This is a genomic window from Streptomyces sp. DT2A-34, from assembly GCF_030499515.1.
GTDB lineage: Bacteria > Actinomycetota > Actinomycetes > Streptomycetales > Streptomycetaceae > Streptomyces.
In genome coordinates, this window is sequence record NZ_JASTWJ010000001.1 from 2,855,320 (window position 1) to 2,877,169 (window position 21,850).

8 protein-coding genes are annotated in these 21,850 nt (G+C 72.8%); 6 read left to right on the plus strand and 2 right to left on the minus strand.

Translation table 11 applies throughout. From position 1 onward, the window contains the following. Positions 1-181 precede the first annotated feature (181 nt). The 6 genes from QQM39_RS12380 (at position 182) to QQM39_RS12405 (ending at position 20,506) form a co-directional block, all read left to right on the plus strand. The gene (locus QQM39_RS12380) at positions 182-14,941 is read left to right on the plus strand and encodes a type I polyketide synthase (protein ID WP_301996740.1); all 14,760 of its coding nucleotides are present in this window, start codon (positions 182-184) and stop codon (positions 14,939-14,941) included. 79 nt (positions 14,942-15,020) lie between these two features. After that, positions 15,021-16,733 carry a thioester reductase domain-containing protein gene (locus QQM39_RS12385; protein ID WP_301996741.1) on the plus strand — a complete coding sequence of 571 codons (1,713 nt, stop codon included), beginning with the start codon at positions 15,021-15,023 and terminating at the stop codon, positions 16,731-16,733. Continuing rightward, on the plus strand, positions 16,622-17,512 hold the full coding sequence (locus QQM39_RS12390) for a hypothetical protein (protein WP_301996742.1): 891 nt from the start codon (positions 16,622-16,624) through the stop codon (positions 17,510-17,512). The genes QQM39_RS12385 and QQM39_RS12390 overlap by 112 nt, the downstream gene beginning before the upstream one ends. Further along, the gene (locus QQM39_RS12395; protein WP_301996743.1) at positions 17,509-18,651 is read left to right on the plus strand and encodes an alpha/beta fold hydrolase; all 1,143 of its coding nucleotides are present in this window, start codon (positions 17,509-17,511) and stop codon (positions 18,649-18,651) included. Before QQM39_RS12390 ends, QQM39_RS12395 begins: the two co-directional genes overlap by 4 nt. Positions 18,652-19,344: 693 nt before the next feature. Beyond that, positions 19,345-19,902: a glycoside hydrolase family 25 protein gene (locus QQM39_RS12400; RefSeq protein WP_301996744.1), complete on the plus strand. Its 558-nt coding sequence runs from the start codon at positions 19,345-19,347 to the stop codon at positions 19,900-19,902. Positions 19,903-19,963: 61 nt separating this feature from the next. Next, a complete protein-coding gene (locus QQM39_RS12405) occupies positions 19,964-20,506 on the plus strand; it encodes an MOSC domain-containing protein (protein WP_301996745.1) in 543 nt (180 codons plus the stop codon). Positions 20,507-20,634: 128 nt separating this feature from the next. Here the strand turns inward: QQM39_RS12405 and QQM39_RS12410 are convergent, their stop codons facing one another. Both QQM39_RS12410 and QQM39_RS12415 read right to left on the minus strand, forming a co-directional pair. Beyond that, positions 20,635-20,853 carry an EF-hand domain-containing protein gene (locus tag QQM39_RS12410; RefSeq protein WP_301996746.1) on the minus strand — a complete coding sequence of 73 codons (219 nt, stop codon included), beginning with the start codon at positions 20,851-20,853 and terminating at the stop codon, positions 20,635-20,637. 69 nt (positions 20,854-20,922) lie between these two features. Next, positions 20,923-21,837, minus strand: coding sequence for a MerR family transcriptional regulator (locus QQM39_RS12415; RefSeq protein WP_301996747.1), 915 nt, complete (start codon positions 21,835-21,837; stop codon positions 20,923-20,925). Positions 21,838-21,850: the final 13 nt, after the last annotated feature.

The following is a 21,850-nucleotide window of genomic DNA, read 5'->3' on the forward strand; positions in this document are numbered from 1 at the left end:
CCGCCCCCTCTGGGGCCCGTCAGCCGTGTCCGTACCCCCACGCGTCCGTCGCATGCCGCTCGCACGCCGACCCCGCCCTGGTCCCAGGCCGGGGTCGACCGGACCCGAGTCCCGAGGAAGCACTTCCCAGATGCCTGAGCACGATTCCCAAGAACACTCCCCCGCACCGTCCCCCACGACCATGACCGCCGAAGGCGTGTGTGCCTGGCTCACGACGGCCATCGCCGAGCACGCGGCCCTTGACCCGGCCGATGTCGGCCCTGACCGGCCGATCGCCGAATTCGGCCTGGGATCACGCCAGTTGGTCACCCTGGCCGCCGGACTCTCCGAGCTGGTCGGCCGCCCTCTGGACCCGACCCTGCTCTACAACCACCCCACCGTCGCGTCGATGGCCGAGGCCGTCCTCGACGTCGGCCCGGCCGGGGCTCCGGGGGCCGCGGGGCCGGCCCCGAAGGGCGCACCCGCCGTCGCGGACGACATCGCGATCGTCTCCATGGCCTGCCGGTTCCCCGGCGGCGCGGATGACCCGGAGGCGCTGTGGCGGCTGCTCGTCGACGGCGTGGACGCCATCGCGGAGGCGCCGGCGGGCCGTTGGGACACCGAGGGACTGTACGACCCCGACCCGGAGGCCACCGGCAAGGCGTACAGCCTGCGCGGCGGCTTCCTCTCCGACATCGACCGCTTCGACGCCTCCTTCTTCGGGATCTCAGCGCGTGAAGCCGCCGCGATGGACCCCCAGCAGCGCCTGCTGCTGGGCACCGCCTGGGAGACGATCGAGCGCGCCGGGATCGTCCCCGAGACGCTGAACGGCAGCTCCACGGGCGTCTACGTCGGCCTGTACGACAGCGGATACCTGGCGGCGGCAGGACTGGACCAGCTGGACGGGCATGTGGCAACGGGCTCGGCGTCCAGCGTGGCCTCCGGCCGTGTCGCGTACACACTGGGTCTGCAGGGACCGGCCGTGACCGTGGACACCGCCTGCTCCTCCTCGCTCGTCGCCCTGCACCTGGCCGCGCGTGCGCTGGCCGCCGGTGAGTGCGACCTGGCGCTGGCGGGCGGCGCGACGCTCCTGGTCTCCGCGCGCGGCCACGTCGAGTTCAGCAGGCTGCGCGGTCTCTCGCCGTCCGGGAGGTGCAGCGCGTTCGGGGCCGACGCGGACGGTGTGGTGTGGGCCGAGGGCTGCGGCCTGGTGCTGCTCAAACGGCTGGGCGACGCGCGCCGGGACGGCGACCGCGTACTCGCGGTCCTCAAGGGTTCCGCGATCAACCAGGACGGCCGCAGCCAGGGGCTCAGCGCGCCCAACGGCCTCGCGCAGGAACGAGTACTGCGCGCGGCCCTCGACGCCGCCGGGCTCGCGCCGGGCGACGTGGACTACGTCGAGGCCCACGGCACGGGAACGAAACTCGGGGACCCCATCGAGGGCCGGGCGCTCTCCGCGGTGTTCGGGCCGGGGCGTCCCGCGGAACTGCCGCTGAGCGTGGGCTCGCTCAAGTCCAACATCGGGCACATGGGGGCGGCCGCCGGTATCGGCGGCGTCATCAAGACGGTGCTGGCGCTCGGCAAGGAGCTGCTTCCCGCGTCCCTGCACGCCGGAACGCCGACGGAGCACGTCGACTGGGCCGGCAGCGGCCTGCGCGTGCAGAACCACGCGCAGGCCTGGCGGCGCGACGGCGAGCGGGTGCGGCGCGCGGGCGTCAGCGCCTTCGGCATCAGCGGCACCAACGCGCACGTGGTACTGGAAGAGGCACCGGAGGACCTGGCGGGGGCCCGGCGGCCGGCGGCTACCGACCCGTCGACCGCCCGGTCGACCGACCCGTCAGCCGGCGAACAGCCCGGCACCGGCGCCGCCCCGCTCCTCTTCCCCCTCTCCGCCCGCACTCTCCCCGCCCTGCACGGGCAGGCCGCCCGCCTCCTCGGCGCCCTCACGGCCGACCCCGGCCTGCCGCTTCCCCAGGTCGCCGGGACGCTGGCCCATCGCCGTACGCACTTCGAGCACCGTGCCGTCGTCCAGGCGGCCCACCGGGACGAACTCCTCGCCGCCCTGCGCGACCTCGCCGAGGGCCGGGCCGAGACGAACGCGGTCATCGGCCCCCAGCGGGCCCTCTCCCCGGGAAAGATGGCCTTCGTCTTTCCGGGCCAGGGTTCCCAGTGGGCCGGCATGGCCCGCGATCTGCTCGACCGCGACCCGGTGTTCGCGGACGAACTCGACCGCTGCGACGCCGCCCTGCGCCCCTTCACCGGCTGGTCGGTGGCGACGGTCCTGCGCGGCGGTGCCGCCGTCCCGTCCCTGGACCGGGTCGACGTCGTCCAGCCGGTGCTCTTCGCCGTCATGGTCTCGCTGGCCGCCGTGTGGCGGGCCCGCGGCGTACGCCCCGACGCAGTGATCGGGCACAGCCAGGGCGAGGTGGCCGCCGCCTGTGTCGCCGGGGCGCTCAGCCTCAACGACGCGGCGGCCGTGGTCGCCCTGCGCAGCCAGGCCCTGACCGGTGTCGCCGGCACCGGCACCATGGCGGTCGTGGCCCTGCCGCACGACGACGTGACCGCGCGCCTCGCCGACCTCGACGGCCGGGTCTCCGTCGCCGCGATCAACAGCGGCAGGTCGACGGTGATCGCCGGTGAGGTGGAAGCGCTGGAAGCCCTCCTCGCCGACCTCGACCGGCAGCAGGTGTTCGTCCGCCGTATCGATGTCGACTACGCCTCCCACAGCGCCCGGGTCGAGCCGGTCCGGGAGACGGTCCTCGACGAACTCGACGGGGTGACGACTGTCCCCACCTCGGTCGCCTGGTACTCCACGGTCTCCGGGGAACCGGTGACCGAGGAGCTGGAGGCCGACTACTGGTACCGCAACCTGCGTGAACCGGTCCGTTTCGCCCCCACCGTGGAGCGTATGGCCGCCGACGGCTACCGCTACTTCGTCGAACTCAGCCCGCACCCCGCCCTCCTCACCGCCCTGCGGACCGTCGCCGAGGACACCGACCGGGAACTGGTCGCGGTCGGTTCCCTGCGCCGGGACGAGGACGGGCCCGGCTGCCTGGACCGGGCCGCCGCCGAACTCCACGTCCACGGACGTCCGCTGGACTGGCGTCGGCTGGTCTCCCCGGCGCCGGTCGCCGACCTTCCGACGTACGCCTTCCAGAGCAGCCGGTACTGGCTGGACCATACGGCCGACGGCTCGGACGTCACCGGCGCCGGCCTGGAGAGCACCGGGCACGCCCTGCTGACCGCCGCGGTCACGGTGGCCGGCACCGACCAGTGTCTGCTCACCGGAGTGCTGTCGGCCGGTGCCCACCCCTGGCTCGTCGACCACGCGGTCAACGGCACCGTCCTGCTCCCCGGAACGGCCTTCGCCGAGATGGCGGTCCGCGCCGGGGACCAGGTCGACTGCCCGGTCGTCGAGGAACTGACCCTGCACACTCCGCTGGTACTCGCCCCCGGCGACGCCGTACGCGTCCAGGTGTGGGTGGAGGCCCCCGACGCGGACGGCCGCCGTGCGCTCACCGTGTCCTCCTGCACCGGCACCCCGGCCGGGAACCGGACCTGGACCCGGCACGCCTCCGGCACCCTGGCCACCGGACCGGCGACACCGGCAATACCGCCGGCACCGGCAATACCGGCCGACGATCTCCGCCAGTGGCCGCCGCCCGGTGCCCTGCCGCTCCCCGTGGACGACCTGTACGACCGGCTGCGCGAGGGCGGCTACGGCTACGGCCCGGCCTTCCGCGGCCTGCGTACCGTATGGCGCTCGGACGACGACCTCTACGCCGAGGTGATACTTCCCGAACACGTGGGCGACGTGGACCGCTTCGGCCTGCACCCCGCGCTGCTGGACGCGGCACTGCACGCGCTGCGGGCGGGGGACCACGACGAGTCCCTGGCCCTGCTGCCGTTCAGCTGGTCCGGCGTACGGCTGCACGCGACGGGCGCGTCCCGGCTGCGGCTGCGGCTGCGCCGCACGGGAGACCACGAGATCGCCCTCCTCGCCGCCGACGCCGCGGGCGCGCCCGTGGTCACGGTGGACTCCCTCACCCTGCGGGAGCTGACCGGCGGCGCCCTCCCGGCCCCTCGGCTCGACTCGCTGTACGAAGTGACGTGGACTGAGGTGGAGTGGACCGCCTCGGCGCCGGTCGCCCCGGAAGCCACCGCTCCGGAAACGACCGTCCTCACCTGCCCCACCGTCGGCGAGGCGCTGGCCGGAGTGCACTCCTGCCTCGCCGCCGACACCCGGCTGCTGCTGGTCACCCGCCGCGCGGTCACCACCGGCCCCGGCGACCGCGCCCCCGACCCGGCGCAGGCGGCCGTATGGGGGCTGGTGCGCTCGGCGCAGTCGGAGCACCCGGGCCGGTTCGTGCTCGTGGACCTCGACGACGGGCCGCACGAGTGGCGGCCGGCGCTCGCGACCGCCCTGGCCACGGGCGAGCACCAGCTCGCCGTACGCGGCGGGAAGCCGCTCGCGCCGCGGATAGCCCCGCTGACGGGTCGCGGGACGCTGGTCGTCCCGGACGACAGGTCGCCGGCCTGGCGGCTGGAGGCCACGGGCGGCGGGTCGCTGGACAGGCTGGCGGCGGTGCCGTTCGAGGAGGCGGACCGGCCCCTGGCCGCCGGTGAGGTCCGTGTCGCCGTACGCGCGGCGGGCCTGAACTTCCGCGACGTGCTGATCGCCCTCGGCATGATCGAGAACAACGCGGGCCTCGGCTTGGAACTCGCCGGTGTCGTCCTGGAGGTGGGCCCGGACGTCGACGGTCTCGCGCCCGGCGACCGGGTCACGGGCCTCGCGCCCAGCGGCGCGTTCGCCCCGGTGGCGGTGACGGACTTCCGCATGCTGGCGAAAATCCCGGACGGCTGGTCGTTCACGCGCGCGGCCTCCGTGCCGCTGGCGTACCTCACCGCGTACTACGGACTGGTCGACCTGGCCGGATTGCGGGCGGGTGAGTCGGTGCTGATCCATGCCGCGGCCGGTGGTGTGGGCATGGCGGCGGTGCAGGTCGCGCGGCATCTGGGTGCGGAGGTGTTCGGTACGGCGAGTGCCGGCAAATGGGACACCCTGCGGGCGCAAGGGCTGGACGAGGCGCACATCGCCTCCTCGCGCGACCTGGAGTTCGAACGGCGGGTGCGGGAGGCGACGGACGGACGGGGCGTGGACGTCGTACTCGACTCGCTCGCGGGCGAGTTCGTGGACGCCTCCCTGCGGACACTCGCCGCCGACGGCGGCCGGTTCATCGAGATGGGCAAGACGGACATCCGTGACGCGGACGAGGTCGCCACTCTCCACCCCGGCGTGCGCTACCAGGCCTTCGACCTGCGGGAGGCAGGACCCGAACGGACCCGGGAGATGCTCGCCGAGGTGCTGCGGCTGTTCGGCGAGGGGGTGCTGACGCCGCTGCCGGTCACCACCTGGGACCTGCGCCGGGCACCGGAGGCCTTCCGGTACCTCAGCCAGGCACGGCACGTCGGCAAGATCGTCCTGACCGTGCCCGCGCCGCTCGACCCGCAGGGCACGGTCCTCATCACGGGCGCCACCGGCACCCTCGGCCGCCTCGTGGCACGCCACCTGGTCACCGAACACGACGCCCGCCACCTGCTGCTGGTCGGCAGGCGGGGCGCGGCGGCCGACGGCATGCGCGAACTCACCGAGGAACTCACCTCGCTCGGCGCCTCGGTCACCGTGGAAGCGTGCGACGTCTCCGACCGCGACGCCGTCACCACCCTCCTCGAACGGATACCGGCCGAGCACCCGCTGACGGCGGTGATACACGCCGCCGGTGTCCTTGACGACGGTGTGGTCGAGCAGCTCACCCCGGAGCGCTTGGAGAGTGTCCTGCGGCCGAAGGCGGGCGCGGCCATGGTGCTGGACGAGCTGACCGCCGACCTGGACCTCGCGCAGTTCGTCCTGTTCTCGTCGGCGGCCGGTGTCGTCGGCAACGCGGGCCAGGCCAACTACGCCGCCGCCAACGCCGCCCTGGACGCCCTCGCCGCGCGCCGCCGGTCGGCCGGTCTGCCCGCGGTCTCGCTGGCCTGGGGCCTGTGGGCGCCGGCCAGCGGTATGACGGGGCACCTCGGGGAGGCCGAGCTGCGCCGGCTGGAGGGCGCGGGCAGTGGCGCGCTCACCGCCGAGGAGGGGCTGTCGCTGCTGGACGCCGCCCTGAGCACCGGCCTTCCGGCCGTGATCCCCGCGAAGCTCGACACCGGCCGCCTCACCGAACCCGTTCCGCCCCTGCTCCGCGGCCTGGTCCGGGCGCCCGCCCGTAGCCGCCGCGCCGCCGCCGGACAGGCGGCCGACACGAGCCTCGCGGACGGGCTGGTCCGCCTTCCCGCGCCTGAACGGGCCGATCGGGTCACAGCGTTGGTCCGAGAGGAGGTCTCCGGTGTCCTGGAGCTGGACGCCGCGGACTCCGTGGGCCTCGACCGGCCCCTGCGTGACCTCGGCCTCGACTCGCTCCTCGCCGTCGAACTCCGCAACCGTCTCAGCGCCCGCCTCGGCCTCAAGCTCCCGGCGACGCTGCTGTTCGACCACCCGACGCCGGCCCGGCTCGCCGAGTATCTGCTGCGGAACCTGCCCGGGGCCGAGGGCGGCCACGCCGCGTCGACCACGCCCGACACCGTACGGCCACGCCTGACGGCACCCGCGACCGACGAGCCGGTGGCCGTGGTCTCCATGGCCTGTCGAGTGCCCGGCGGAGTCCGGGACCCCGAGGGGCTGTGGCGGCTCGTCGCGGAGGGGCGGGACGCGGTGGGCCCGTTCCCGGCGGAGCGCTGGGACGTGGACTCGCTGTACGACCCGGACCCGGAGGCGATGGGCAAGTCGTACGGCCGGGAGGGCGGTTTCCTCGACGGGATCGACTCCTTCGACGCAGCCTTCTTCGGGATCACCCCGATCGAGGCGGCGGCGATGGACCCGCAGCAGCGCCTGCTGATGGAGACGGCGTGGGAGGCGCTGGAGCGCGCCGGGATCGTGCCCGCGGACCTGGCGGGCAGCACCGCGGGTGTCTATCTCGGCCTGTTCGGCAGCGAGTACCTGGCCGGTTCCCGGCTCGACCAGTTCAACGGCTACGTCGGCACGGGTTCCGCGCTGAGCGTGGCGTCGGGGCGGCTCGCCTACTCCCTGGGCCTGCACGGGCCGGCGCTGACGGTGGACACGGCATGCTCGTCGTCGTTGGTGGCCGTGCATCTGGCGGCACAGGCGCTGCGCTCGGGCGAGTGCGACCTCGCGCTCGCCGGTGGTGTGACGCTGCTGGTCACACCGCAGGTGTTCGTCGAGTTCAGCCGGCTGCGCGGGCTGTCCCCGACGAGTCGCTGCCGGTCCTTCTCCGACGACGCCGACGGCGCCGTGTGGGGCGAGGGCGCCGGCATGGTCGTACTGAAGCGGCTGAGCGACGCGCGGCGGGACGGCGACGAGGTGCTCGCCGTGCTGCGCGGCACGGCGGTCAACCAGGACGGTCGCAGTCAGGGGCTGAGCGCCCCCAACGGTCCGGCGCAGGAGCAGGTGATCCGGCGCGCGCTGGAACGGTCCGGGCTGGCCCCCGGCGACATCGACTTCGTCGAGGCACACGGTACGGGTACGACCCTGGGGGACCCGATCGAGGCGAACGCCCTGGCGTCGGTGTTCGGCGGCTCCCGTCCCGAGGACCGTCCGCTGTATCTGGGCTCGCTGAAGTCCAACATCGGGCATCTGCAGGCGGCTTCGGGCATCGTCGGGCTGATCAAGGTGGTGCAGTCGCTACGGCACCACACCTTGCCGAGGACCCTCCACTCGGACACACCGACCCGCCATGTGGACTGGGAACACAGCGGGCTGCGACTGCTTCAGGAGGAAGCCGCCTGGCCGACGGACGCTGAACGGGTACGGCGGGCCGGGATCAGCTCGTTCGGGATCAGCGGCACCAACGCGCACGTGATCGTGGAGGAGGCTCCACCGGCCACCCCGCAGACCACCCCACAGGTCGCCATGCCTGTCGAGCCCGACCTGCCCGCCGCAGGACGACCCGGGCTGTTCGTGCTCTCCGCCCGCGACGACACCGCCCTGCGCGCCCAGGCGGCACGGCTGGCCGAGCGACTGACCGAGCGGACGGCCGGGGCCGAACTGCCGCCGCAGGACGTGGCGTTCACGCTGGCCCGGCACCGCAGTCACTTCGAGCGGCGCGCGGCCGTGGTCGCGGACGACCGGGACGGACTGCTGGCGGAACTGGACGCGCTGGCGGCCGGGCAGGTCCGGCTGCCGGGTTCCCCCTCCGGGTCCGACGGCAAGGTCGCGTTCGTGTTCCCCGGGCACGGCGGCCAGTGGCCGGGCATGGGCACGGACCTGATGGCCGGGTCCGAGGTGTTCCGGACGGAGCTGTCCCGCATCGACGAGGCGATCCGGCGCCATGCCGGCTGGTCGGTCGTCGACGTACTGCGCTCGCCGGACGCCGAAGCCGCCTTCGGCCGTACGGAGGTGCTGCAGCCGGTGCTGTTCGCGGTGAACGCCGCGCTGGCCGCGGCCTGGCGCGCCCTCGGGGTGTCGCCGGACGCGGTGGTCGGGCACAGCCTGGGCGAGATCGCCGCCGCGTACGCGGCGGGCGCGCTGTCGCTGGACGACGCGGCGGCCGTGACAACCCGGCGGGCCGCCGCAGTGGCGCCGCTGGTGGGCCGGGGCGGCATGCTGGCAGTCGGGCTTCCCCGGGCCGAGGTCGAGGAGCTGCTCGCCCGGTACGAGGACGGACTGTTCGTCGGGGCCGTCAACAGCGCGCACTCCACGGCGGTCTCCGGTGACGTGGACGCGCTGGCGCGGCTGCGCCGGGACTGCGAGGAGCGGGGGATCAAGGTCCACGGGCTGAGCACGCCGTTCGCCTCGCACAGCCCCCGGATGGAAGCCGTGCGCGCGGAACTGCTGGGCGCGCTCGCTCACGTCACCGGCGGGCAGCCGCGGGTCCCTCTCTACTCGTCCGTGCTGGCCGAGCCGGTGCCCGGTGAACTGCTCGACGCGGACTACTGGTACGCCAACCTGAGCGAGCCGGTACGGTTCGCCGACACCATCGGGCGCATGCTGGACGACGGCTACCGGCACTTCGTCGAGCTGAGCCCGCATCCGTCGCTGGCCGCGTCGATCGAGGAGATCGCCGCCACGGCGGGCGTGGCCGCGGTGACGGTCGGCTCGCTGCGCCGCGACGACGGTGACGCGGCGGGTCTGCTGCGCCGGGTCGGCGAGTTGTACGCGGCCGGTCACACTCCGGACTGGTCCGTCACGTTCCCCTCGGGAAACCGCGTCGACCTGCCCACCTACCCCTTCACCCGCGAGCGGCACTGGCTGACGCCCGGCCCCGGCCCGGCCGCCCAAACCGCCGGGATCTCCGGTACGCCCCTGATCGGCATGCACGTCGAGCCGAGCGACGAACCCGACCGGCATGTCTTCCAGACGACCCTCGACCTGCGCGACACCCGCTTCGCCTATCTGGCCGACCACCGGGTCTCCGGCGAGGTCTGGCTACCCGCCGCCGCGTTCCTGGAGATGGCGCTCGAAGCGGCGTCCGCGCTCCAGGACGGCGGAGACGGCCAGGACGGCGTGGACAGCGGGGATCTGCGGCTGACCGATGTCGGATTCGTGGGACCGCTCCGTCTGGAGGCCGAGACGCCGGTCCAGCTGCAGTTGGTCCTACGGGCGAAGGAGGACGGCTCCCGTGGCTTCACCATCGCCTCCCGGCCGTCCGCGCCCGCCACCGGCACCAGGGCCGCCACCGGCCGCCGCCCCGGCCCGTGGACACCGCACGTCACCGGCCGCGTCGGCCCCGCCGCCGGCACTGCCGGGCCCCTCGCGGACCTGACCGCGGCCGCGCTGCGGGAGGAGTGCGCCGACCCGGTCGACGCGTCCGCCGTGTACGCCGGGTTCACCGCCGCCGGCCTCGACTACGGCCCCGCCTTCCGCCTCATCCGGGAAGGCCGGGCGGGACGGCGCCAGGCGCTGGGCCGTCTCGCCGAGCAGGCACCCGGCGGGCACCTGCTGCACCCGGCGCTGCTCGACTCGGCCCTCCAGGTGGTGGCCCTGCCCGGCGACACGCCGTCCGGCAGGACGTTCGTGCCGGCCTGGCTCGGGCGGCTCCGCTTCACCGGCCTGGGCACCGCACCGGCCTGGACAGCCTGCCGGCTGCGCACCGTGGACGGCGACCGCGTCACCCTGGACCTCACCATCCTGGACGAGGAGGAGCGTCCCCTCCTGGAGATCGAGGGCTTCGCGCTCTCCGCCCTGTCCCCACTCGACCAGGCCCTCTTCGAGACCCGCTGGCAGCCCCGGCCCGCCGCCCAGGAGCCGCCGACGCGCGGCCCGTGGCTGATCCTGGCCGACGACACGGGCGTGGCCGCCGAACTCTCGGCGCGCCTGGGTGACACACCTCACGTCGTGGCCCGCAGGTCCACGACGTTCACGGCCGAGGCTCCCGGCCGGTACCTCCTCGACCCGCTGAACCCGGAGCACATGTCCCGCCTGCTGGACGAGGCGTTCGGGGACGGCGAGGCACCCGAGCGGGTCGTCCTGCTGTCCGCGCTCGACGCCCCGGCCGTCGACGCGGCCGACACGGCGGCAGAGGCAGCCCGGCTGGGTGTCCTCTCCGCCCTGCACCTGGTGCGGGCGCTCGCCGAACGTCCCCGGGGCCGTTCGCCCCGCCTGTTCGTGGTCGTACGGGGCAGTCAGGCCGCCGGGGGCAGCACCGAGGTGACCCACCCGGAGCAGGCCCTCGCCTGGGGCTTCGGCCTCGCGGTGGCGCAGGAGTACCCGGAGCTGTCGGTCACGCTGGTCGACCTGCCGTCCGACGGCGGTACCGAGGCCCTGTGGACACAACTGCGCCACGCCGACGACGAACGCCTGGTCGCCCTGCGCGACACCGGGCGCCTGGTGCCACGGCTGACCCGTACCCGCCCGGACGACACCGGCGACACCGGCGACACCGGCGGCACCGGCGGCACCGGCGGCACCCGGGTCCGCCCGGACGGCACATATCTGATCACCGGTGGCCTGGGCGGACTCGGCCAGGTCGTCGCCGAGCGGCTGGTACGGCTCGGAGCCCGGCGGCTGGCCCTGATGAGCCGTGGCACGCCCTCGTCCGAGGCGGCACGCTGGATCGCGGCGCTCGAAGAGCGCGGGGTGAGCGTGCACCTGGCCCGCGCGGACGTGGCCGACCGTGCCGGTCTGACCGCCGCACTGGACGCCGTACGCACCCGGCTCGGGCCGATCACCGGTGTCGTGCACGCGGCCGGTGTGCTGGACGACGCCACCGTGCCCAACCTGACCGACGACCGTGTCCTGCGGGTCCTCGCTCCCAAGGTGCTGGGCACCGCCCTGCTCACCGAGCTGGTCCCCGAGGCCGGCAGCCTCGTGCTCTTCTCCTCCGTGGCGGGCCTGTTCGGCTCGGCGGGCCAGAGCCCGTACTCGGCGGCGAACGCCTTCCTCGACGCCTGGGCGCACCACCTCTCCCACACCGGACGCCCCGCGCTCAGCCTCGACTGGGGAGCGTGGACCGGCGTCGGCATGGTCGCCGAGTCCGATCTCCGGGCCGCCTCGACCAGCCGGTCCGGACTGGTGGGCCTCTCCCCGCAGGACGGCGGCGAACTGTTCGAGCGGGTGCTGTCCTCCGGCCGCCGCCAGCTCGCCCCCGTCGCCCTGGACTGGGAAACCCTCGCGCGCGACCCGGACATGGCGCGGGCCCTCCCGATCCTCGGTGATGTCGTCACCGTCTCCACGGGCGACGTCCCGGGCGGCCCGGACGACCTCGCCGGGAAGGTGCTCACGGCCACCGGGGACCAGGACCGCGCCGAACGTCTCGAAGCCTACGTACGGGCCATGGTCGGCGAAGTCTCGGGCGGGGCCACCGAGTTGTCCCCGACCACCGCCCTGAAGGAACTGGGTCTGGACTCCCTGATGCTGGTCAGGCTGCGCAACGCCTTCGCCCGTGACCTGCACGTCCAACTGCCCGTCGCCACCGTGTTCTCGGCCGCCGACGTCCGCAGCCTCGCCCGCGCGCTGGGCGAAGCCCTGCCGGAGCGCGCCGGCACGGCCGCGGCGGGCGGGGAACCGGCGGCCGGCGTCGCCCCCGGCCCGGCCCGGCCCGAGGTGGCCGAGACCGAACTGCGGCCCGCGACCCGGGATGTCGTACGCCTGCTGCGCACCGCCCAGCAGGGCGTCCCGAGCGCCGCCCATGCCATCGGCCTCGCCGTACGGCTGACGACGCCGACCACCGGCGACTCACTGGCGGAGATCCTGGACCGGTTGGCGGCACGGCATGCGGCACTGCGTACGGCGATCGTCAGCGGCACGGGACGTGAGCGGCAGCTGCGGGTGGACCGGGAGGCGACCGGGCCGCTGCTGCGCCGGACGACGGTGGACGGCACCGTGGACGCCGGTGAGCGGCTGCGGGCGCTGCTGGAGCCGCCGTTCGACCTCACCGTCTCCTCCCTGTGGCGTTTCGAGCTGCTCGACGGCGGTGACGCGGGCGGCCAGATCCTGGTCTTCGGCGCCCACCACGCGGTGAGCGACCTGCAGTCGCTGCTGCTCGTCGCGACCGAGATCGACGCCGAACTGTCCGGCACCCCGCTGGACGACACCGTCACCAACCGGGACATCGACCTGCTCATCGAGGCGCAGCAGACCGGAGACGGTCTCCCCGACCCGGGGGCGGCCGAGTGGCGCGCCGCGTTCGACGGCAGCGCACGGCTCGACCTGGAGCTGTCCCGGCCGCGTCCAGGGACACGGTCCTTCCGGGCCGGCAGCGTGACCCTCGCGATCCCCGACGAGCTGATGGAGCGGGTCTCGGAGCGGGCGATCCGACTGGCGATCACTCCCGCCGCCTTCTGCCTGGGCACCCTGACCGTGCTCCTCGCACGCGAGCGGCAGCGGGACCGCTTCGTCCTGGCCGTCCCCGTGGACACCCGCATCCACGCCGACGCGTACGACGCGATCGGCTTCTTCGGAGTGCCGGTGCCCTTCCCGGCCGAGGCCGGCGGCGAGGACTCCGTCGCGGAGGTGCTGCGCCGCACCGACAGCCGCCTCGACCGGGTGCTCACGCGGGGCGCCATGTTCTCCGACGTGCTGCCCACGCTCGCCGCACAGGGGCTGCACCGGCCGAACGCACCGCTCGTCGAGGTGTACTTCAACTTCGTGCGGGCCTCCGGCGGCGGCCGGTTCGACCGGCTGGCCATGCTGCCGGTCGGGTCGGGCCACTCCGACCTCGACCTGATGATCACGATGATCCCGGACGCGGGCTCGATCCGGCTCGACCACAACCTCGACATTCTCGACGGGGCGGCCACCACCGCACTGGGAGAGGAGTTCCTGCGCCTGCTCGCGGAGGTGGCCGAGGACCCCGCCACCCCCGCCCGCCCGGCACCGGCCCCACGCCCGTCCCTCGCCCTCGCCGCCACCTGCGCCCTCGGCAACCTCCCGGCGATGTGCGAGGCGGCCCTCGGCGCCGGGGCCCCGGACGGCGGCACGCTCACGGTGGCGGAAGCCCCCTACCACCAGGTGCTGGCGAGCCTGCACGACCCCGCCGGTGTCTTCGCCGACCCGTCGGCGGCGCTGGGTGTGGTCCTGCTGCGGGCGGCGGACCTGGAGCGCTTCGGCCCGGTCGACGACCCGCTCCTGGCCGAACTGCGCACCCAGTATCCGGCGGCCCTGCGATCCCTGGCCGAGCGGACCCGTAAGCCCCTGGTCGTCGGCTTCCTGCCCACCTCCGCCCAGGACGAACGGCTGGCCCGCTGGGAACGGGACATCGCCGACGAGCTGTCGGAGACGCCCGGCATCGCGGTGCTGCGGCCCGATGACTGGACCCGGCACCACGCCGTGGACGAGATCTTCGACCCCCGCACCGAGCAGCTCGCCCATCTCCCCTTCACCCCGCCCTTTCAGGCGGCGGTGGCCCTGACACTCGCGGACGTCGTACGAGCCGTGCGGCGCCCCGCGCCGAAGGTGATCGTGGTGGACGGCGACGAGACCCTGTGGAGCGGGGTGGCAGGGGAGGCCGGCCCGGAGGCGGTGGACCTGACCGGTCCACGTGCCCTTCTCGCCCGCAGGCTCCTGCAGTGGCGGGCCGCGGGCACCCTGCTGGCCCTGGTCAGCAACAACGACGAGGCCACCGTGCGAGCGGTCCTGAGCCGCCCGGACAGCCTGCTCAAGGAGGAGCACTTCAGTGTGTTCTCGGCGACCTGGGGTCCCAAGTCGGGTCGCCTGGCGAGCGCGGCTCGGGAGCTGAACCTCGGGCCGGACAGCTTCCTGTTCCTGGACGACAACCCGGTCGAGATCGCGGGCGTGCGTGCGGCGCTGCCGGAGGTGCTGTCCGTGACCTGCCCGCCGGTGGGCGAACTGGAGGAGTTCCTCGGCTGGTTGTGGCCGCTGGTGCCCCTCGCCGCAACGGCGGAGGACTCCCAGCGGGCCCGGTTCTACGAGCAGGAGCGGGAGCGCGACGCCGTACGCGAGAGCAACGCGTTCGAGGAGTTCCTCGCCCAGCTGGAGCTTGAGGTCGACATCCGGGAACTGACGGAGGACGACGTCCAGCGGGCCGAGCAACTGGTGCGCCGCACCAACCAGTTCACGATGCGAGCCCGTTCGGCGGACGGCCGTGATCTGGAGCGGTGGCGGGAGGTGGGTGAGGTGTGGACGGCGGCGGCCCGGGACCGGTTCGGCGACTACGGCCAGATCGGACTCCTCGCCGTTCGCCACGACGGCGACCAACTCGACGTCCTGGCCTGGGCGATGAGTTGCCGGGCGCTGGGCCGCGGCATCGAGGAACGGCTGCTGGGCTGGCTGGCCGACCGCGCCAAGGAACTGGGCTGCACGAAGATCCGCCTGTCGGCGGAACGCACGCCGCGCAACCTACCGGCCCGCCGACTGATCGCGGCCCTCGGGGGCGGCGACCAGGACGACGAGCGTCTGAGCCTCATCACGACAGCGGAGCACCTGGGGGCGTTCCGCTCCTGGCAGCGATGAACAGCGACGGCAAGCAGGAATGACGAACAGCGAAGGAAAAGCACACCGTGAAGCAGAGCCACACCGCGAAGGGCACTCCATGCGCGAGGTGAACGAGGACACGTCGGCGTACGGCGGTGGGCGGCGGCCGGAGGGCGAGTCGATCGAGCGGGGTGGCGGCGGGCTCAGCGTGAGCGACCTGCTGGCCAAGGTCATGACCACCTCCACGGCACAGCCGGGCGTGACACCGGACGACGCGAACGGCGCGGGCGAGGGCGGGACGGGGCCGCGCACGGGCCCCGCCTCGTCGCCGCGGACCGAGGACGGCCTGGCCGCCTCCATCGCGGCCGAAGCGGGCCGCTATCTGCCCGACGGGCACCTGTCACCCGACGCCGACTTCTTCGACGCCGGCGGCACCTCCGTCCACGCGGTGGAGCTCGTCGCCACGCTCGAACGCGAGCTGGGCATGACGATCGCCCTCGACGACGTATTCGCCGACGCCCGTCCCCGCACCCTGGCCGCACGCTGGCTCAGAACCACCGGAGCATCTGAAGCACCAGAGGCGCCAGAGGCACCCGAAACACCTGAAGGCAAGTCGGCACCGGTTCAGCCGCTCCCGGTTCCCGCCCCCCGCAGCGCCCTCCCTCTCTCCGCGGCAGGCACCGCGCCCGCGCCCGCCCCCCACACCCACCGCCCCGTGTCCCGCCCCTCGGCAGCCCCCGCGTTCCGCACCGCACCCACCACCGACGCCCCCCACACCACCGCCCGCCCCGAGGACCTCGACCAGATCCTCGCCGACCTCTCCCTCGCCGACCGCCTCCCGTGGACCGACGTCCCCGAACCGCTGCCGCCCACCCGCGTCCTGCTGACCGGCGCCACCGGCTTCCTCGGCGGCCACATGCTCCTCGACCTGCTGCGGCACAGCGACGCCCATGTCTACTGTCTGGTCCGCGCGGCCGACGAGGAGGCAGCGGTCGCCCGGCTCGGCGAGGCGCTGCGCAGCTACGAGCTGCCGTGGTCCGCCGAGATCCGCCGCCGGGTGACCGTCCTGCCCGGCGACATCCGCCAGCCCCACCTCGGTCTCTCCGACGACGTGTGGAACGCCCTCTCGTACGAGCTGGACAGCATCGTCGGCGTGGCCGCCGCCGTGGACTTCCTGCGCGGCTACCAGTCGCTGCGCAGGAGCAACGTCCTCGGTGCGCTGACCCTGGCCGAACTGGCGGCGACCGGTCGGCCCAAGCCGCTGCACCACATCTCCTCCATCGCCGTCTTCAACGAGGTCGGTATCACCTCCATGGGCGAGGACGACCCCCTCGCCCATGTGGACCGTCTGATCTCCGGCTACGACCAGACGAAGTGGGCCGCGGAGGTCGCGCTGCGCCGGGCCCGCGACCACGGCCTGGTGGTCAGCGCGCTGCGTCCCGGCGGTATCGCCGGACACACCCTCACCGGCGCCTACAATCCGCAGGACCTGAGCAGCGGCCTGTTCTCGGCGTTCGCCCGCTTCCGCACCGTGCCCGCCTTCCGCTACCTCAACGGGGCCCCCGTCGACTGGGTGAGCCGCGTCGCGGTCGGCGTCATCTGCGAACCGGACGCCTGGGGCTACGACTACAACCTCACCGGTGTGCCCAGCACCCTGGACGACGTCGTACGGGACATGGCTCTCAGCGGCATGAACGCGCGCGTGATGGACTGGGACGAGTGGCGCGTCGACACCCTGGCCCGGCTCCGGGCCGAGCCCGTCCCCGAACTGGACTTCCTCACACGGGTGTTGGAGAGTCCCCCGCCCTCAAGCTGTGCGAGGCCACGCTGAAGGGACCGGCGGCGACCAGCGAGCGCACCGACGCGCTCGTCGCAGCGCTGGGCCTGCCGCCCGCGGCCCGCTACGGCGCCGAGGTCCAGCTGAAGACGTTCGAGCGGCTGGCGGACAACGGCCTGTCCCGGCTGCCGCACAAGGACGACCAGCCCTACCTGTGGTTCCCCGAGACGATCGAGGGCAGGATCGGCCTGGTCGGCGAAGGCGCCGACATCCCCTGCTCGATGGCCCTCACCCTGTCGATCGCGGGCATGTACCAGCTGGTGAAGGATCGCAGGATCGACGTCAGCGGCACGCTGACCTGCACAGCCCTGCACCCCGAACCGCTCGTGGTGCAGCACGGGGACGCCTGGGTCCGCCCGGAGGAGGGCATCCCGCTGGAGCACGGCCTGCGGCACCCGTTCCTCCTGTACCGGCTGTGGTTGCGTGACGCCGACGGCGGCAGCTGGTGGCTGGAGGGCCGCAAGTTCGTCCGCGCCCGACGTGACGTCTGGCGGCAGACACGGGCGTTGACCGTCAGGATCGGCGTCGAGGGCGAACCCGCGCGGTACGAGGGCGAGATCGTCGTCCCCTCCGACAGCTATGTGCGCGACCAGATCGACGGCATCAAGGTCGACCCACGACTCACCGCCCAGGAGAAGCGGGCCGCGAAGCTGACCTGGCTCGCCTGGTTCGGCATGGAGACGGGCCGCAGCGTGCTCGGCCCCTTCGCCCGAGCCGCGGCGGACCTGCTCGACCTGCGTCAGACCCCGAACCTCACGGAGCGCAACCGATGATCCTCTCCAGGACTCCCAAGCCATCAGGCAGCAGGTCCCTCGTCCGCAAGGTCCGCACGGGCGCCGCTCTCCGGCCGCGGTACCACCGTCTCGACCCGGCGACCGTGGAGGAGATCCCGTTCCACACCACGGACGGCGTCCGGCTCGGCCTGACCCGGATCGGGCCCGGCGGAGACGACCGGCCGGCCGTACTGCTCCTGCACGGGCACACCGCGTCGGCCGACATGTTCCTGCTGCCCGAGACCCGCAACCTCGTCGATGTCCTGCTGGACGGCGGTTACGAGCCGTGGCTCCTCGACTGGCGGGGCAGCTGCCGTCTCCCGTACAGCGAGACCGGCAGGAAGTACACGTACGACGACGTCTCCCTGTACGACATCCCCGAGGCCGTCTCCCACATCCGGCAGCGGATCGGTGACCGGCCGCTGTTCGTCGTGGCGCACTGCATGGGCTCGCTGACCCTGTCGATGAGCATGGCGGCGGGCCTGGTCCCGGGGCTCGCGGGCGTGGTCTCGCAGGGCGTGTTCCTGACGCCGAAGCTCGCGGGCCGCATGTCGCTGAGCATGTCGATAGCGCACGAACTGCTGAAGAAACACCTGGACCATGTGCCGATCGACTTCCGCAAGGTCGGCTTCCGGTCCAAGTACACGCCGCTGTTCGCGCTGGCCTCCCGCAAGGCGAACTGCCCGGACCCGACCTGCCAGGTCCTGCACAACTCGGCCTGGGGCATGGGCGCCTCCCTCTTCGTCCACGACCACCTGTCCGAGACCACCCACGACCGGCTCGCCGATCTGCTCGGCCCGGCACCACTGTGGATCGTGCCGCATCTGCGCCGTATCGAACTGGCCAGGAGCGTGGTGCGCTGGCACGACACCGACCACCGCTACCGGGCGCTGCCGCAGAACGCCCTCGATGCCGCCGGACGCATCGACACCCCGGTCCTGCTCATCGCCGGCAGCGAGAACGGGCTGTGGCTGGACTCCCAGAAGCTCTGCCACGAGGTCCTCACCCACCGCCAGCCCCAACTGGACGTGACGTACCGGGAGATCCCCGGCTACGGCCACTTGGACACGTTCCTCGGCCGGGGCGCCGCCCTCGACGTGTTCGGGTACATCCTGGACTTCCTCGACAAACGGCGGTGACGACCGTCCGGGCCGGGCCGCTGTACGGCGGCCCGGCCCGGACGCGACGCGTGTGTCCGCCCCGAACCCGGGTACGAACGCGTCCTGCGGCTACCTCACCAGGTGACCGGGAGGGTCTGCCGCCGGCCTGGGTGCGGCGAAAGGCATCCAGTTCGATCGCCTCGGTCGGGTGACACGCCGCGAACATCCGAGTGCTCGTCGCCGATCACAGCAGTCTGCACCGGCCACCGACAAGCTCAGCTCCGGCTCCGGCTCCGCAGGCATGCTATGCACCATCGGATGCCGTGTAGGCAGCCCTCGTCGAGAAGTCCCTGAAAAGTCCCTGACGTGACGCATGGCGAGCCTGCTCATTTCAAATCCGCAGGTCAAACCCATGATCAACAGCCGCCGACATGTCGGTGAAGTGCAAGGAGACGGCGCGGGGCGGGTTGGCGGTGAACATCATCGAGTGCTGAGGGCCCGCCCCGTCGCCGGACCGGCCACCGAGACCCGCGAGACCAAACCCGGGGAAAACCACACCAGACCGCCAAGCGCCTTTCCGTCACGCCTCGGCCGAAGGTGGAGCGGACCAACATCGAATGCCCCACCCGACGAAGTTGACATTTCCACGTCAGGAACGGCTCACGCGTGCCAAGGTGGGGCATACAACAAGTCCAACCCCTGTCCCCCCACCGGTACTTCAGGGAGTCCCCCATGCTCCGCGGCATCGATGTAAGCGCGTACCAGTCCTCGAGCTACGACACCGACGGCCTCTCCTTCGTCTTCATCAAGGCGACGGAGGGCCGCTCCTACATCAACCCCAAACTCGCCGCCCAGACCAAGCGCGCCCGCGACGCCGGCCTGGTCGTCGGCTTCTACCACTTCCTCTGGCCCGGCAACCTCTCGGCCCAGGCGGAGTACTTCGTCAGCAAGGCCCCCGAGAGAGCGGGTGACATCCTCGCCGTCGACTGGGAGACGACGAGCGCGGGGACACATGCGAGCAACGCGGAGAAGGACCTCTTCATCCGGAAGGTGAAGGAGAAGCGACCGAACAATCCGGTTATTTTGTACTGCAACCGGAACTACTGGCTCAATGTGGACACCACGTCCTACGCCGGCGACGGGCTCTGGATCGCCGACTATGTGACCGCCGGCAAGCCCCGCATCAAGGCCAAGTGGCGCTTCCACCAGTACACCGACGACCCGCTGGACAAGAACGTCGCCGACTTCGCCAGCAAGGCCGCACTGCGGGAGTGGGCCGAGAACGCCTGACCGCATAGGCTCCGACCTGCGGCGAAGCAGTCGCCGCTGCGGAAGAGGGGAGCTTCTCGGCATGAGTGGGACTGTCGCCGCGGTCAGCAGCAAGGGGACGTACTCGTTCACCAAGCCGAACCGCGAGAGCATCACGCTGATCGCGGGCGTCGGAGTGGAGGGCGATGTGCACGCGGGCGCCACGGTGAAGCATCGGTCCCGGATGCGGAAGGATCCCTCGCAGCCGAATCTGCGGCAGGTGCACCTCATCCACGCGGAGCTGTTCGACGAGGTGCGCGAGGCCGGGTTCGAGGTGGCGGCCGGGGAGCTCGGGGAGAACGTCACCACCCGGGGCATCGATCTGCTCGGGCTGCCGACGGGGACGCTCCTGAGGCTCGGGGGCGAGGCCGTCGTGGAGGTGACCGGGCTGCGCAACCCCTGCGCTCAGATCGACGGATTTCAGCGTGGGTTGCTGAAACAGGTTGTCGGGCGGGACGCCGAGGGCGGTGTGCGGTTCAAGGCCGGGATCATGAGTGTCGTCGTCAGCGGGGGTGTGGTGAGGGCCGGGGACCCGATCCGCGTGGAGCTTCCGGACGGGCCGCATCGGACCCTGGAGATCGTGTGACGTAGGCGCCGGGGCAGTAAACGCAAGCGGTCCGCGTGAGACGGAGGTGCCCGCTCACCACGGCGGCGGTGAGCGGGCACCTTTCGTCATGCGTCATGCGTCACTTGTTACTTGTTACTTGTTACTTGTTACTTGTTCAGGAAGGACCAGAACTCGTCGAACGTCAGGAGCTTGTCGCCGTTCAGGTCGCGGCTCTTGATGATCGCCTCGGCGACCGACTCGGTGACGTTCCAGTCGCCTCCCTGAGCCAGGGCGGACTTGAACTCGGCGGCGGTGATGGTGCCGTCACCGTCCGCATCGATGCGCTCGAACTGCTTGCGTGCTTCCTCGATGTCGATGTGCCCCACCGATCCGCCCCTTTACTCGCGTCTTACTCGCGTCTGTCGTGTTGTGCCGGCTCACTGCCGCAGGTCAGATTAACTGCCCGCCCGCGCCTCCAGTGCGGCGACCACCCAGGCGAACTCCGCGCGGTGCGCCGAGGCGAGTCCCTGGCCCTTCACGACGGCCAGTAGCTCGCGATAGCGGGCGACCTTGTCGTTCGCGCCCGCCTTCAGGCCTTCGAGTACGACGGCCGGGTCGGCACCGCCGAGCAGGTCCCGCAGGATGCGCTCCGCCTCGGGGGACTCGGGGGCGACCCCGCGCTGCCGCGCCTCGGCCGCCGACTGCACCAGCCTCCGCGCGAACCACATCGACGCCCCGGCGGGGGCCTCGGGCCCACGACCGGCCGCGTTGAACTCGGCCACCGTGCGCATGTGCGCCCGGAACTCCGGGTCCCGCAGCAGCTCGGCCAGCTCCACCCAGGCGTCCACCTGCTCGGGCGTCGGCTCGTCCGGCAAGTCCACGGTCATGGTCCGCATCCGCTCGCGGATCGCCGGGTCCGCCGTGTCGAGTCCGCGGAACATCTCGTCCACGAACTCCTCCAGGATCCGCCGCCGCTCGGCGGCCGACAGCCTCGCCAGTCTGTTCATGAGGGTCATCTCCTTCGCGGTCGAGCCGCGTCGCGCCACGGTCGACAGCACCGCACGGGTCACCTTCAGCGACCTGATCTGCGCGTCCAGTGCGGCGACATGCGTGGCCGCGACCGACGCCACATCCTTCTCACCGCTGACGACCTTCCGTACGTCGTCCAGGCCCAGCCCCAGTTCGCGCAGGGTGCGGATCAGCTCCAGGCGGGCGACGGACTCGGCGTCGTAGAGGCGATAGCCGCCCGATGAGCGGGTCACCGGGGGCAGGGCGCCCTCGTCGGACCAGTAACGGATCGTCCGCACGGTCAGTCCGGTGGCCCGGGCCAGGTCGCCGATGGTGAGAAGTCCGGTGCCGTCTTCGATCATGTCTGCGAGTGTG

Bases quoted from the DNA above. Each gene is read 5' to 3' on its own strand.
- QQM39_RS12380 (WP_301996740.1), top strand. From the start codon at position 182: ATGACCGCCGAAGGCGTGTGTGCCTGGCTCACGACGGCCATCGCCGAG.
- QQM39_RS12385 (WP_301996741.1), top strand. From the start codon at position 15,021: ATGCGCGAGGTGAACGAGGACACGTCGGCGTACGGCGGTGGGCGGCGG.
- QQM39_RS12395 (WP_301996743.1), top strand. From the start codon at position 17,509: ATGATCCTCTCCAGGACTCCCAAGCCATCAGGCAGCAGGTCCCTCGTC.
- QQM39_RS12400 (WP_301996744.1), top strand. From the start codon at position 19,345: ATGCTCCGCGGCATCGATGTAAGCGCGTACCAGTCCTCGAGCTACGAC.
- QQM39_RS12405 (WP_301996745.1), top strand. From the start codon at position 19,964: ATGAGTGGGACTGTCGCCGCGGTCAGCAGCAAGGGGACGTACTCGTTC.
- QQM39_RS12415 (WP_301996747.1), bottom strand. From the start codon at position 21,837: ATGATCGAAGACGGCACCGGACTTCTCACCATCGGCGACCTGGCCCGG.